Below are 13,355 nucleotides of genomic sequence, written 5' to 3'. Positions count from 1 at the left end.
TTACGACGCCAGCCACAGCCGCAGGCGCATTCCCCAGCCGCTGGTCCAGCCGGTGGTGATCGACTTCACTTCACCGTGAGAGATCACCACAAGCGTTGGCGTCACCTGAACGTCCCACTGACGCGCCAGTTCTCCGCTGGCGTCGTTGACCGTGGGCATCATCGCCTTCTTCTTTCTCATCCATGTTTCGAGCGTCGCGTTATCGCCCGAGCGCAGCGCAACCGACATCACGTTACCCCCGTCCGCGGCAATCGCCGCCACCGACGGCGTGGTGTAGCGGCAGACGCCGCACCATGTCGCCCAGACGTAGACCAGCAGCGGTCGCTCCTTACTCATGGCGATAAGATCGACGGGCTGACCGTCGAGGGTGTGCAGTGCCGTCGCGGAGAAATTCTGCGGCAGCGCGGGCTGGCGGAAATAGTCCACCGCCAGGCTCACGGCTACGCCAATCAGCAGCCACACGGCCAGCTCGCGCAGCAGGCGCGGAAGCTTACTTGCCACGGGCGTTTGCCAGCTGTTCTTTGACCAGCCCCTCCAGATCGTCATACGGGATTGCGCCCGCCACCATCTGTTCACCGATGATGGTCGCCGGGGTGCCCTGAATATTCAGCACCTGCGCCAGGATCAGGTTCATCTTTACGCTGTCCATGGTTTTATCATCGGTTTTAATGCTGTCCGTCCCGGTCTTCACCTGCGCGGCGGCGATGCTGGCGTCATCGTGATAGCCCTTTTTCATCATCAGCCGCTGGTGTAGTACCCAGAATTGATCCGGCGCCTGCTGCCACGTTGAGAGCGCCGCTTTCGCGGCATTTACCGAGCTTTGCCCCTTGAACGGCAGCAGTTTGATGATGAGCTGCACGTCGGGATTTTCCTGCACGATTTTCTCCAGCATTGGGTCGAACTGCTTGCAATACGGGCAGTTGTAGTCCGTGAAGGAGACGATGGTGAGCTTTGGCGATGTCGCGCCGGTTCGCGGGCTGTTGGGGTCGTTAAACAGCAGTTTTGCCAGCTGGCCGTTGGAAGCGTCATCTGACGGTGCGGCGAAACCGAACGTTGATAACGACAGCAGAAGTAAGGCAACAAAGGCTCTCATGTTATTTTCCTTTTGCATCGGACAGGGTGCTCAGCACCGCTTCGCGGCTTAACAACGCAGGCAGCACGTGGCCCTGCGGTAATCCCGGTCCGTAGATCTGGTTAAACGGCACGGCGGCGCTGCCGCGCGTGGTTAAAAACTGGCTGATGGTATCTGAGGGGCGGCTCCAGTCGCCGCGCAGGGCGACAACGTCCGGGGCGGAGAGCGCGACCTGCACGTCGCCGCGCAGCAGAACGTTGTATTTATTGGCTTTACAGGTCACGCACCAGTCGGCGGTCACGTCGACGAACACCCGTTTGTTCTCCGCCAGCGCGCGGACAATGGCCTGCTCGCTGAGCGGCTGCCAGTGAATACGATCGCGGCGGGAGCCCTCGCCGCCGGAGCCGGAAACAAACGCGACTACCCCGGCCACCAGTACAGCTAATACCCCGGCGCGCAGTGCCGTTTGCCAGCGGTAGCGCCAGGCGGTGACCAGCAGCAGCGCAAGGATCAGTAGCACGCCCAGCGTAATGACCGGCAGGCTGCCAATGTGCACCGTCAGCAGGCTCAGCAGCCACAGCGATGAGCCGAGCATCATCATCCCCAGCACTACGCGTACAACGTTCATCCAGCGCCCCGGACGCGGCAACCGCTGGGCCAGCCCCGGCCAGGCCGCCACCAGCAGCCACGGCAGGCTCATGCCGATACCCATCGCCAGGAAGATCCCCCACAGCAGGGGAAGCGGTGCCGCCAGCGCGACCGAGACCGCCGTCCCCAGGAACGGCGCGGTGCAGGGTGTCGCCAGCAGCGTGGCAAACGCGCCTTGCCAGAAATGACCCGCAAGCCCGTTGCCGCCGCGCGTGGCGAGGAAGGTGCTGGCGCCGGAAGGGAGACGGATTTCTAACAACCCCAGCAGGCTGGCGCTGAAGAGCACCATTACCAGCGCCATCGCGGCAATAAACCACGGGTTCTGGAACTGGATCCCCCAGCCGAGCGCCTGATTGCCTAAACGTAATACCGTCATCATCAGCGCCAGTGCGAGGAACGAGATCACGATCCCGGCTACCGATGCAAGAAACTGCCTGCGCACCTGACCGCGCGCCTGCCGTTCGGTTTGCATCAGCGTGCCCAGCTTCATGGCCAGCACGGGCAGTACGCAGGGCATGACGTTAAGGATCAGACCGCCAGCAAGCGCCATCAGCAGCACCCAGCCTAACGGGAGCGTCGGCGCGGCGTTCCCCGGCTGAATGCTCAGGCTGGACTCCTGCGCCTGCCCGCTATCGGCCAGAACCAGCGACAGGGTTTTGCCGCTGAGGTTGGGCGCGGCCTCGCCCCAGCTGTCCGTCACGGGCACGGTGGCGACCAGCGAATCACCGCGCATGGTGAGGGCCGGTTTGCCGAAATCAACATCATCCATACCGTCGATAAACAGCGACGGCTCCTGCCAGCCTGCGTCACGCTGCGCCGTTACGGTCAGCTTGCCGGGGGCATAGGTGGCGTTAAGCGTTGAGGTCAACCCGCCGCTGAGCGGAAGGGTGCCCATGGCCCGACTGAAATCGTAATCAAAACCGGCACCTGCGGATGCGGTCATGTTCAGTGAAAACGGGTAGTCGGTAAGAATACAGACGTTGCTACAGGTGGAGAGCGTCAGCACGCCGCTCAGGATCGTCGGGACGACGCCCCGCAGAGTGAGGGGAAAGCTGACATCGCCGTGATAGCCCTGCGTGGTGATGCCCGCGACGTCGAAACGCTGCGGCACAGGCCAGCGCCAGATCGCCTCGACGGGCTGATGCCATTTAATCGCGGGTGCGACGCCGCCTTCGCCCGGCGAGCGCCAGTAGGTTTTCCAGCCTTTTTGCAGGGCGACGTCCAGCAGCAGGCGGGTTTCGCCAGTGCTTTCAGGTTGCGCACGCAGCCTGACGCTGGCGTGCTGATTATCGGCGGCGCGCAGCCAGCCGCTGTCGGCAGCCTGGCTGAGGGGCAGCCATAGCCAAAGCAGGCAGACCAGCAGTCGCCTGAATACAGTAAACATAAATTTTCTCCGTAAATGATGAATTAACCTGAAGTAACAGGCGAAGGCTCATTCACGGAAGACGCATAATCGCAGATGCACCCTTAACCGGGGCGGGGAGATAACGCGGGGAGGCCACTGCCGTTCGCGGCGCGGTGGACTGGCTGCCAGCAACGCAAGCAGCAGGGTGACGGCAATCAGGGCGCCTTCAAACAAAACAGGCGGGACCGACATCAGCGACTTGGCGCTTAGCTCACACGGGGTTACCGGTGCGTCGGCACTCTCCTGCCCCTGCTGAACAGACTGGCTCGTGGCGGTGACGTTCATGACAAGCGCGTGCATCCCGGCCATCCGCTGGGCGGTACATATCAGTACCACCAGGCAGGCCAGGGCTACAAGCAGGATAGCGTTGCGTTGTCGCTTAATCATGTTCGCCTCAAATATTCAGGATGCCTATATTATCGGGCGAACATATTTTGGCAACGCAAAAGCTGTAAAGAAGTGTCTGGAAGATAAGCAGTTTGCCCTCTCCGCTTGCAGAGAGGGCAAGCCATTACAGCGTTTCGCCGTTGCTGGCAATGACGGTTTTATACCACTCAAAGCTCTTCTTACGGGAGCGGGACATGTCACCGGTGCCGTCGTCGTGCTTGTTGACGTAGATAAAGCCGTAGCGCTTGCTGTACTGGCCGGTGGTGAAGGAGACGCAGTCGATGCAGCCCCACGGGGTGTAGCCCATCAGATCCACACCGTCCCAGGTCACCGCCTTCATCATCTCTTCCACATGGGCGCGCAGGTAGTCGATGCGGTAGTCATCGTTGATGCTGCCGTCCTCTTCCACCTTGTCGTAGGCGCCGAAACCATTTTCCACGATAAACAGTGGCTTCTGGTAGCGCTCGTACAGTTCACACAGCGAATAACGCAGGCCCACAGGGTCAATCTGCCAGCCCCAGTCGGACGCCTTGACGTGTGGGTTCGGCACGCTGCCCTCGAAGCCGGAAATGGCGTCACCGGTGCCGCCTTCCGCTTTGACCGCGTTGGTCATGTAGTAGCTGAAACCTAAGTAATCGCAGGTGCCTTCACGCAGGATCTGCTCGTCGCCTGCTTCCATTTTGATGGAGAAGCCACGGCGTTCCCACTCGTTCAGCACGTAAGACGGGTAGTAGCCGCGCAGCTGTACGTCGGTAAAGACGTAGCGCTCGCGCATGGATTCCTGAGCAAACATGACATCTTCTGGCTTGCAGGAGTACGGATAGAGCGCCACCATCGCCAGCATGCAGCCGACTTTCATCTCCGGGTTAATGCGGCGGGCGGCTTTCACCGCCAGCGCGCTGGCCACGAACTGGTGGTGCAGCACCTGGTACATGGTCTCTTCCGGGTTGTCGTGCTCGGTATAGACCACGCCAGAGCAGCAGTAGCCGAACAGTGGCGCACGCCAGTTGCGCTGGTTGTTGATTTCGTTGAAGGTCATCCAGTATTTGACCTTATTTTTGTAGCGCTCAAATACCACTTCCGAGAAGCGTACAAAGAAATCGACTACTTTACGGTTGGTCCATCCGCCGTATTCCTGAACAAGGTGCAGCGGCATTTCAAAGTGGGAGAGGGTGATCACCGGCTCGATGTTGTACTTCAGCAGTTCATCGAACATGTCGTCGTAAAACTTCAGCCCCTCTTCGTTTGGCTGAGTTTCGTCGCCTTTCGGGAAGATGCGCGTCCAGGCGATAGAGGTACGGAAACATTTGAAGCCCATCTCGGCAAACAGCTTGATGTCTTCTTTGTAATGGCCGTAAAAGTCGACGGCTTCGTGGTTCGGGTAATATTTGCCTTCAATCACTTCCTGCGTGATTTCACGCGGAACGCCGTGTGCGCCGCCGGTGAGCACGTCGCAAATGCTTGGCCCTTTGCCGCCTTTGTTCCAGCCGCCTTCAACCTGGTGCGCCGCCACCGCGCCGCCCCATAAAAAATCTTTCGGTAAAGTGAGTTTTTTCATCTTTGCTATTCTCAATTCAGGACTTAATGATTTCGAGTCTAGCAAAGCGGAAATAAATGTCACGATATAACATTTTGCGGAAATTGTAATTTGTCACATCAAAAAAACAGGATGTTTTATTCTGTTAATTTCTTCGCCAGTTTCCGGCCTAATGATTCCAGAATATAGATGACGGGAATTTGGGTGGTTATATCGTAAACGCCGCCTATGCGCGTTTGGGGGACATGCCAGGAGAGATTAAAGTCCGCCAGTTTCGCGAGACGAGAATGTTCGTGGCTGGTGACAGAGAGCACCTTGCAGCGATGCAGGCTGAACTGGCTGGCGAAGCGCAGGATTTCCTCGGTTTCTCCGGAGACGGAAAGTACAATGGCCAGCGCATTTTTAGCCATATCGTTAGTGACCGGGAAATAAGGATCGTCGATATGGTTGCTGAATTTCCCGATATTTGAAAAGAAACGTGCGCCATATTTTGCCAGCGATCCGGACGTGCCTGCGCCAACAAAAATAATTCGTTCAGATGATAAAATAATATCGACGGCTTTATCTAATAACGCATCGAACTCTTCGTTATTTACGCTTTTAAAGAAGCTGATAATTTCACTGGCACCAAAATTCGCCTGCTGGGGCTCGTTCTGCTCCAGATAGAGTTTAAAGCGCACCCGAAATTCCGAGTAGCCTTCGCAGTTGAGCTTTCGGCAGAAGCGCAGGATAGTAGTGGTAGAGACTCCCGCCGCATCCGCCAGCTCGCGGATGGTCATGTACATCACTTTGTCACGGTTCTTAATGACATAGTTGTAGACCATCATTTCCAGATTGTTGAGGCTGGCAATGGCGGAATGGCTGAACATACTCACAATGGCTAAACTCGCTGTCGGACACTATCCCTGAAGCATACCATGATGACGAAGGGTGAGAGACGGATTTATCTCCTTGATTACTCAGATGTTAATGAAATTATTTACATCTGTGCGGTGGATTTATTTTGCATTATACTGATTTGTAAGGATAAATATTGATTACGGATTTATTTTAGCTAACAGGTGTTCACTGGAATCATTCTCAGTTAGCATAGACTGGCGATGAATAATCATCTTTTGTTTTCCCGGAGTTAAGTATGGTGAGCAGACCATTAATCGCACAGGGATATTCGCTGGCTGAGGAAGTAGCCAACAGTATAAGCCATGGCATTGGCCTGGTGTTTGGGATTGTCGGCTTAGTATTGCTGTTGGTGCAGGCGGTAGATACCAACGCCAGCGCGATGGCCATTACCAGCTACAGCCTGTATGGCGGGAGTATGATCCTGCTTTTCCTTGCCTCAACGCTGTATCACGCTATTCCGCATCAACGGGCGAAGATATGGCTCAAGAAATTTGACCACTGCGCAATCTATCTTCTCATTGCAGGCACTTACACGCCATTTTTGCTGGTGGGGCTCAACTCACCGCTGTCGCGTGGCCTGATGATTGTAATCTGGAGCCTGGCGCTGCTGGGGATCCTGTTCAAGCTGACCATCGCGCACCGGTTCAAAGTATTGTCGCTGGTCACCTATCTGACAATGGGCTGGCTGTCGCTGATTGTGGTGTATCAGTTAGCCATTAAGCTGGCGGTGGGGGGCGTGACGCTTCTGGCGGTGGGCGGAGTGATCTACTCGCTGGGCGTGATTTTCTACGTCTGCAAGCGTATCCCGTACAACCATGCCATCTGGCACGGCTTTGTGCTGGGCGGCAGCGTGTGCCACTTTCTGGCAATTTATCTGTATGTTGGTCAGGTGTAGTTTTTTTGTAAGGTGCGGTCTGATGCCCTCACCCCGACCCTATCCCACAGGGCTGAGGGTTCCCCAGTAATTTTTTATGCAGAAGCAATAAAGTTGCTTTCTAAATGACTGAGGGCTGTCAGCGATGCCCTGGTCCGGCTGTAAATCGCTGAGGCGTTTCCTGCAGGCCGGGGCGAGGCGCAGGGATGCGCCGAGAGGGCGGCTTTACAGGGACGTTGCCTCCGCCCGTACCCGATAAGCCGGAAGGAATAAGCCGAGGGCACCGCGAAGCGGCGATTTACCGCCGGGAGCCCGGGTCGCCAGGGTGGTGGCGACTGAGCCACCCTGGCACGTTCACCGGTCATGTCGTTACAGAGTAGCAAGGAACATAAAGTGAACGGAATGACCACCACAGCCGTATGTTCCCCTCACCCTAACCCTCTCCCCGGAGGGGCGAGGGGATTGCTCAGTGCTCGCATTAATTTGTGGGGAACCCTCAGCCCACAGGGGGAGGGAGAATATCAACACCGGGCGATACAGCATCAATCTTCCAGTGAATACGGCAGCGGCTCAATGCTGAGCGTGTTTGCATCGTCCCGCACGCGGAACACGCTGTCGGGCTCCATATCATTATTCATGACAACCTGCACCAGCAGGCGGCCATCATCGAGCTGGACGGCGGCTAACACGGTGCCGGTACGGCGCCAGTTTTCGCCCATCTTCATCTCGAGATCTTCACCCGCTTCCGGCACACGGCTGGCGTGACCAGCCAGCGTCCACAGGGCACGTTTGTTCGCGCCGCGGAATTTCGCACGCGCCACCATTTCCTGTCCGGTGTAGCAGCCCTTCTTAAAGCTGATACCACCCAGCGCCTGGATGTTTGTCGCCTGCGGGATAAACTGCGCGCTGTTTGCCGCGTCAATAACCGGCAGGCCCGCTTCGATGTTCAGCGCCAGCCACTGCTGGCTGTTGTTGAGCTGTGCTTCACCGCGCAGGGCGTCAGTGACGCGTTCCGCCGTTGCTTCGTCGGTTACCAGCAAGAAGCGCTCCGCAGGGTGTTCGAACCACAGAATGGAGGTTTCTCCCTCGCTGATCAGCTGTTTTCCGGCATCCGGTAGCTCGGCAAACAGGTTTTTCAGCGCTGCACGCGCCTGGAAACCCGCTACCCCCAGCAGAACGTGTTCATCGTCCGGGGCGATGGTGACTTTAGAAAAGACCGCGTATTTTTTCAGCTCTTTAAGCTGGGCGTCACGCAGGCTGCGACGCTCAATGAAGGCGAATCCGTCCTGACGGCGGAACAGACGCAGGTTGCTCCACATTTTGCCTTTTGGATCGCAATGCGCGGCCAGCAGATGCTGGTGCTCAGTCAACTGCGCCACGTCCGCCGTGACCTGGCCTTGCAGGTATTTTTCGCTGTCTGCACCGGTCAGTGTCGCCAGTGCCCAGTCATCAAGAGTAATCAGCGTCAGCGGCAGACGCGCAGAGGCGGCGGGCTGGCGAGGAGAAAATGGTGTAAATGCCATAGTGATGTCCTGAATTGCTTAACGCTTTGATAATACCTAATGGTAAAAGAGACTGTATTCAATGCAAGCGCTTTCAGCAGGCCATTCGTGCCATTACGCGGTTATGCGTGGCGCAACGCAAAATAGTGTAATCCGCTGTCTTTATAAGGATTATTCAGGAGGCCTGCTCGAGGTTCGCAATATTCCAGTAAAGAAACGGTCAAAAACACGTTACACTAGCAGGTGTTCCCGAAGAGCAATAATGAATACCGAACGGGATACCGACTGTGCCAAACGTAATGCAGGAAACAGAACATGGACATTAACAACAAGGCCCGTATTCACTGGGCGTGCCGTCGCGGCATGCGTGAACTTGATATCTCCATCATGCCTTTCTTCGAGTATGAGTACGACAGCTTAAGCGATGACGATAAGCGCCTGTTTGTCCGTCTGCTTGAGTCCGACGATCCGGATTTATTCAACTGGCTGATGAATCACGGCAAGCCCGCCGACACCGAGTTGCAACGGATAGTGCAATTAATTCAAACACGGAATCAGGAACGTGGTCCTGTGGCAATCTGATCTTCGCGTCTCGTGGCGCTCACAGTGGATGTCCTTACTGCTCCACGGTCTGGTCGCGGCAATGGTGTTATTGGTGCCGTGGCCGCTAAGCTATACCCCTCTGTGGCTGCTTTTGCTGTCGTTTGTAGTGTTTGACAGCGTGCGCAGCCAGCGTCGAATCAACGCCCGTCAGGGGGAAATTAAGCTGCTGATGGATTCTCGCCTGCGCTGGCAGGGAAAAGAGTGGGAAATGATAGGGACGCCGTGGATGCTCAACACCGGGATGATGCTACGGCTGCGTCGGGTCGAGGACAATCGTCGCCAGCACCTGTGGCTGGCAGCAGACAGTATGGATCCTGCGGAGTGGCGAGATCTGCGCCGGTTGATCGTGCAACAGCCGACGCAGGAGTAAATCAGCTGAACTGCTCGGCCATCTCACCCAGAATCTGCTCGCACCAACTCTGGAGGCGCTCGTCGCTAAGATCGTACTGGTTGGTTTCATCCAGCGCGAGCCCGACAAACAGCTGGCCGTCGGCAATTATCGGTTTTTGACTGGTGAACTCATAGCCTTCCGTAGGCCAGTAGCCGATAAAGGTCGCGCCCTTTGGCGCCAGTTTGTCGTGCAGCATGCCGAGTGCGTCAAGGAACCACTCCCCGTAGCCCAACTGGTCGCCCATGCCGTACATCGCAATGATTTTGCCTTCAAAATTGACTGAATCGAGCTGATCCCAGATGGCTTCCCAGTCTTCCTGAATCTCACCAAAGTCCCAGGTAGGGATACCCAGAATCAGCACATCGTACTGCTCCATCAAGGCAACCGCGTCATCTTTCAGGTTATGCAACGTCACCAGTTCCGGGCCAATAATGTCGCGAATTTTCTCCGCCGCCATTTCGGTGTAGCAGGTGCTGGAACCATAGAACAGACCAATATTCATCGCGTAACTATCTCAATTCTTGCTATGACTTTGCGCGTAGTGTACCAGAAACCGATGGCAATCAGGCATAATGGCCAGATTGCAGAACCATAGGGGTTGATGTGGAAAAGGATCTCGCACTCATCGAACAGTTTCTCGACGCGCTGTGGCTGGAGAAAAACCTCGCTGACAATACGCTCAGCGCCTATCGTCGGGATCTCACTCTGCTGGTCGAGTGGCTGGCGCACCGGGGGCTGACGCTTGAAAGCGCACAAAGCGATGACCTGCAAGGGTTACTGGCTGAGCGGATGGAAGGGGGGTACAAAGCCACCAGCTCCGCACGTCTGCTGAGCGCCATGCGCCGCCTGTTCCAGCACCTTTACCGCGAGAAGATCCGCGCGGATGATCCCAGCGCACTGCTGGCATCGCCTAAACTACCTCAGCGGCTGCCAAAAGATCTCAGCGAAGCGCAAGTTGAGAGATTATTACAGTCGCCCGCAGTTGACCTTCCGCTGGAGTTACGCGATAAAGCCATGCTTGAACTATTGTATGCCACGGGCTTGCGCGTTTCCGAGCTGGTGGGCCTGACGATGAGCGATATCAGCCTGCGTCAGGGCGTGGTGCGCGTTATCGGTAAAGGGAACAAAGAACGGCTGGTGCCGCTGGGTGAAGAGGCGGTCTACTGGCTGGAGACGTATCTGGAACACGGGCGTCCGTGGCTGCTGAACGGCGTCTCCATAGATGTATTATTCCCGAGCCAGCGCGCGCAGCAGATGACGCGACAAACGTTCTGGCATCGCATTAAACATTACGCCACACTGGCGGGTATTGACAGTGAGAAGCTGTCGCCGCACGTTTTGCGTCACGCCTTCGCGACGCATCTGTTAAACCACGGCGCGGATTTACGCGTGGTGCAGATGTTGCTTGGACACAGCGATCTTTCAACGACGCAAATATACACCCATGTCGCGACGGAACGCCTGCGGCAGCTACACCAACAGCACCACCCTCGCGCGTGAGTGCCGACGAATTGTTACAGGATCATATATGAAAAAGTCTTTAGCGCTGTTCACCCTGCTGGCAGCTTCGGTTTCCGGTTTTGCCCATGCGGATGATGCCGCCATTAAACAGTCTCTGACGAAACTCGGCGTCGCCAGCAGCGAGATCCAGCCAGCGCCGGTGGCTGGCATGAAAACGGTGCTGACCAACAGCGGCGTGCTGTACGTGACCGAAGACGGAAAGCACATCATTCAGGGGCCAATGTACGACGTGAGCGGTGCGCAGCCGGTGAACGTCACCAACCAGCTACTGATGAAAAACCTGAATGCGCTCGAAAAAGAGATGATTGTCTACAAAGCGGCGCAGGAAAAGCACGTCATTACCGTCTTCACCGACATCACCTGCGGCTACTGCCACAAGCTGCATGAAGAGATGAAAGACTACAACGCGCTGGGCATTACCGTGCGTTACCTGGCCTTCCCACGCGCTGGCGTGCAGAGTCAGCCTGAGCAGGATATGAAAGCGATCTGGTGTGCGAAAGACCGCAACAAGGCCTTTGATGATGCGATGAACGGTAAAGGCGTGAAGCCCGCCTCCTGCGATATCGACATCGCTAACCACTACGCGCTGGGCGTACAGTTTGGCGTGAGCGGTACGCCAGCCATTGTGCTGAGCAACGGCTATGTGGTGCCGGGCTACCAGGGGCCAAAAGAGATGAAAGCGTTCCTCGACGAACACCAGAAACAGACGGGTGGTAAATAATTCGCGTGAAAGCCCCGATAAAACTGCGCCGCCGCGATGCGGTTGAAACCGCGGATTTACCAGATACGCTTCCGCTGCTGTTAAAGCGGTTGTACGCCAGCCGTGGCGTGCGTACGGCAAGCGATCTTGAGCGCAGCGTCAAAGGCATGCTGCCCTGGCAAGCGCTGAGTGGCATCGAAAAAGCGACTGAAATGCTCTACGACGCGTTCCGTGACGGGACGCGGATTGTCGTGGTGGGCGATTTCGATGCCGACGGCGCCACCAGTACCGCGCTGAGCGTACTCAGCCTGCGTGCGCTGGGCTGCGATAACGTGGCTTACCTGGTGCCGAACCGGTTTGAAGACGGCTACGGCCTCAGCCCGGAAGTGGTCGATCAGGCCCATGCCCGTGGTGCACAGATGATCATGACCGTGGATAACGGGATCTCTTCTCATGCGGGGGTCGATCATGCCCATGCGCTGGGGATCCCGGTACTGGTCACCGATCACCACCTGCCAGGAGAAACCCTGCCAGACGCTGAAGCCATCATTAACCCGAACCTGCGCGACTGCGATTTCCCGTCGAAATCGCTGGCCGGAGTAGGGGTGGCGTTTTATCTGATGCTGGCGTTACGCACGTTGCTGCGTGATAAGGGCTGGTTCGAATCGCGCGGGATTGCCGTGCCGAACCTCGCGGAGTATCTCGATCTGGTGGCGCTGGGAACCGTGGCGGACGTGGTGCCGCTCGATACCAATAACCGTATTCTCACCTGGCAGGGCTTGAGCCGCATTCGGGCGGGCAAATGCCGTCCGGGGATCAAGGCGCTGCTGGAAATTGCCAACCGCGATCCGCTGAAGCTCGCGGCAAGCGATTTGGGTTTTGCCCTCGGCCCGCGCCTGAACGCGGCGGGGCGGCTGGACGATATGTCGGTTGGCGTTGCGCTGCTCCTGTGCGACAACATCGGCGAAGCGCGCGTGCTGGCCAGTGAGCTGGACGCACTCAACCAGACCCGTAAAGAGATTGAGCAGGGGATGCAGGCCGAAGCGCTGACCCTGTGCGAAAAACTGGAGCGCAGCGGCGATAACCTGCCGGGTGGGCTGGCGATGTATCACCCCGAATGGCACCAGGGCGTGGTGGGCATTCTGGCGTCGCGCATTAAAGAGCGTTTCCACCGCCCGGTGATCGCGTTCGCCCCCGCCGGGGACGGCACGCTGAAAGGCTCCGGTCGTTCCATTCAGGGGCTGCATATGCGCGATGCGCTGGAGCGTCTCGACACGCTTCATCCGAACCTGATGATTAAGTTCGGCGGCCACGCGATGGCGGCAGGCCTGTCGCTGGAAGAGGCGAAGTTCGACGAGTTCCAGCGTCTGTTTGGCGAACTGGTCACCGAGTGGATCGATCCGTCTCTGTTGCAGGGTGAAGTGGTTTCTGACGGCGAGCTTTCTCCGGCTGAAATGACCATGGAGGTGGCGCAGATGCTGCGCGATGCTGGCCCATGGGGGCAGATGTTCCCGGAGCCGCTTTTCGACGGACGTTTTCGTTTGCTGCAACAGCGCATCGTGGGCGAACGCCATCTCAAAGTGATGGTGGAACCGGTCGGCGGCGGGCCGCTGCTCGACGGCATCGCCTTTAACGTTGATACCTCCATCTGGCCGGACAACGGCGTGCGCGAGGTTGAGCTGGCCTATAAGCTGGATATTAACGAGTTCCGCGGTAACCGCACCCTTCAGATCATCATCGACAATATCTGGCCAATTTAGCGTCAGTAATCTCTATAAAAAAGGGCGTGGATTCGGTACAATCCCGCTCTTATCA

General features: G+C 57.1%; 14 protein-coding genes. 6 read left to right on the top strand and 8 right to left on the bottom strand.

Annotated elements, in window-relative coordinates:
• The 6 genes from BFV65_RS17365 to BFV65_RS17340 all read right to left on the bottom strand — a co-directional run bounded on the left by BFV65_RS17365 (position 1) and on the right by BFV65_RS17340 (position 5,918).
• On the bottom strand, positions 1-501 hold the full coding sequence (locus BFV65_RS17365; RefSeq protein WP_032626112.1) for a protein disulfide oxidoreductase: 501 nt from the start codon (positions 499-501) through the stop codon (positions 1-3).
• Positions 491-1,093: a DsbA family protein gene (locus BFV65_RS17360; RefSeq protein ID WP_069596933.1), complete on the bottom strand. Its 603-nt coding sequence runs from the start codon at positions 1,091-1,093 to the stop codon at positions 491-493. Before BFV65_RS17360 ends, BFV65_RS17365 begins: the two co-directional genes overlap by 11 nt.
• 1 nt (position 1,094) lies before the next feature.
• A complete protein-coding gene (locus BFV65_RS17355; RefSeq protein ID WP_069596932.1) occupies positions 1,095-3,104 on the bottom strand; it encodes a protein-disulfide reductase DsbD family protein in 2,010 nt (669 codons plus the stop codon).
• Between the two features lie 48 nt (positions 3,105-3,152).
• Positions 3,153-3,512, bottom strand: coding sequence for a hypothetical protein (locus tag BFV65_RS17350; RefSeq protein WP_022649310.1), 360 nt, complete (start codon positions 3,510-3,512; stop codon positions 3,153-3,155).
• 124 nt (positions 3,513-3,636) lie between these two features.
• Complete coding sequence (gene bglA / locus BFV65_RS17345) at positions 3,637-5,070, bottom strand: 6-phospho-beta-glucosidase BglA (RefSeq protein ID WP_022649309.1); 1,434 nt, start codon at positions 5,068-5,070, stop codon at positions 3,637-3,639.
• 116 nt (positions 5,071-5,186) lie between these two features.
• Positions 5,187-5,918, bottom strand: coding sequence for a MurR/RpiR family transcriptional regulator (locus tag BFV65_RS17340; RefSeq protein WP_022649308.1), 732 nt, complete (start codon positions 5,916-5,918; stop codon positions 5,187-5,189).
• Positions 5,919-6,184: 266 nt separating this feature from the next.
• On the opposite strand from BFV65_RS17340, the gene trhA reads away from it, so the two are divergent.
• Positions 6,185-6,844, top strand: a complete 660-nt coding sequence (trhA, locus tag BFV65_RS17330; protein WP_022649307.1) for a PAQR family membrane homeostasis protein TrhA — start codon at positions 6,185-6,187, stop codon at positions 6,842-6,844.
• Positions 6,845-7,365: 521 nt separating this feature from the next.
• Here the strand turns inward: trhA and ygfZ are convergent.
• Positions 7,366-8,346 (bottom strand): tRNA-modifying protein YgfZ, encoded by a 981-nt coding sequence (ygfZ, locus tag BFV65_RS17325; RefSeq protein ID WP_032626101.1) that lies wholly within the window; start codon positions 8,344-8,346, stop codon positions 7,366-7,368.
• A 294-nt stretch (positions 8,347-8,640) separates the two neighbouring features.
• Here ygfZ and sdhE point away from each other — a divergent pair, with 294 nt between their 5' ends.
• Together sdhE and BFV65_RS17315 are read left to right on the top strand one after the other, a co-directional pair.
• Complete coding sequence (sdhE, locus tag BFV65_RS17320; RefSeq protein WP_069596931.1) at positions 8,641-8,907, top strand: FAD assembly factor SdhE; 267 nt, start codon at positions 8,641-8,643, stop codon at positions 8,905-8,907.
• The gene (locus BFV65_RS17315; protein WP_022649305.1) at positions 8,888-9,298 is read left to right on the top strand and encodes a protein YgfX; all 411 of its coding nucleotides are present in this window, start codon (positions 8,888-8,890) and stop codon (positions 9,296-9,298) included. The genes sdhE and BFV65_RS17315 overlap by 20 nt, the downstream gene beginning before the upstream one ends.
• Position 9,299: 1 nt before the next feature.
• On the opposite strand, the gene fldB is transcribed toward BFV65_RS17315, so the two are convergent.
• Positions 9,300-9,821 (bottom strand): flavodoxin FldB, encoded by a 522-nt coding sequence (gene fldB / locus BFV65_RS17310; RefSeq protein WP_015571793.1) that lies wholly within the window; start codon positions 9,819-9,821, stop codon positions 9,300-9,302.
• A gap of 101 nt (positions 9,822-9,922) precedes the next feature.
• Here fldB and xerD point away from each other — a divergent pair, with 101 nt between their 5' ends.
• From xerD to recJ, 3 genes are read left to right on the top strand one after another with little or no spacing between them, the layout of a single operon-like run.
• A complete protein-coding gene (gene xerD / locus BFV65_RS17305; protein WP_048965619.1) occupies positions 9,923-10,819 on the top strand; it encodes a site-specific tyrosine recombinase XerD in 897 nt (298 codons plus the stop codon).
• Positions 10,820-10,847: 28 nt separating this feature from the next.
• Positions 10,848-11,561, top strand: a complete 714-nt coding sequence (gene dsbC / locus BFV65_RS17300) for a bifunctional protein-disulfide isomerase/oxidoreductase DsbC (protein WP_022649304.1) — start codon at positions 10,848-10,850, stop codon at positions 11,559-11,561.
• A 5-nt stretch (positions 11,562-11,566) separates the two neighbouring features.
• Positions 11,567-13,300, top strand: a complete 1,734-nt coding sequence (gene recJ, locus BFV65_RS17295; protein ID WP_022649303.1) for a single-stranded-DNA-specific exonuclease RecJ — start codon at positions 11,567-11,569, stop codon at positions 13,298-13,300.
• The last annotated feature ends 55 nt before the right edge of the window (positions 13,301-13,355 follow it).

The organism is Enterobacter hormaechei subsp. hoffmannii (assembly GCF_001729745.1).
GTDB lineage: Bacteria > Pseudomonadota > Gammaproteobacteria > Enterobacterales > Enterobacteriaceae > Enterobacter > Enterobacter intestinihominis.
The sequence above is the reverse complement of the archived record's forward strand: the minus strand, read 5'-3'. Positions and strand labels throughout refer to the sequence as shown.

Bases quoted from the DNA above. Each gene is read 5' to 3' on its own strand.
- BFV65_RS17360 (WP_069596933.1), bottom strand. From the start codon at position 1,093: ATGAGAGCCTTTGTTGCCTTACTTCTGCTGTCGTTATCAACGTTCGGT.
- BFV65_RS17355 (WP_069596932.1), bottom strand. From the start codon at position 3,104: ATGTTTACTGTATTCAGGCGACTGCTGGTCTGCCTGCTTTGGCTATGG.
- BFV65_RS17350 (WP_022649310.1), bottom strand. From the start codon at position 3,512: ATGATTAAGCGACAACGCAACGCTATCCTGCTTGTAGCCCTGGCCTGC.
- bglA (WP_022649309.1), bottom strand. From the start codon at position 5,070: ATGAAAAAACTCACTTTACCGAAAGATTTTTTATGGGGCGGCGCGGTG.
- BFV65_RS17340 (WP_022649308.1), bottom strand. From the start codon at position 5,918: ATGTTCAGCCATTCCGCCATTGCCAGCCTCAACAATCTGGAAATGATG.
- trhA (WP_022649307.1), top strand. From the start codon at position 6,185: ATGGTGAGCAGACCATTAATCGCACAGGGATATTCGCTGGCTGAGGAA.
- ygfZ (WP_032626101.1), bottom strand. From the start codon at position 8,346: ATGGCATTTACACCATTTTCTCCTCGCCAGCCCGCCGCCTCTGCGCGT.
- sdhE (WP_069596931.1), top strand. From the start codon at position 8,641: ATGGACATTAACAACAAGGCCCGTATTCACTGGGCGTGCCGTCGCGGC.
- fldB (WP_015571793.1), bottom strand. From the start codon at position 9,821: ATGAATATTGGTCTGTTCTATGGTTCCAGCACCTGCTACACCGAAATG.
- dsbC (WP_022649304.1), top strand. From the start codon at position 10,848: ATGAAAAAGTCTTTAGCGCTGTTCACCCTGCTGGCAGCTTCGGTTTCC.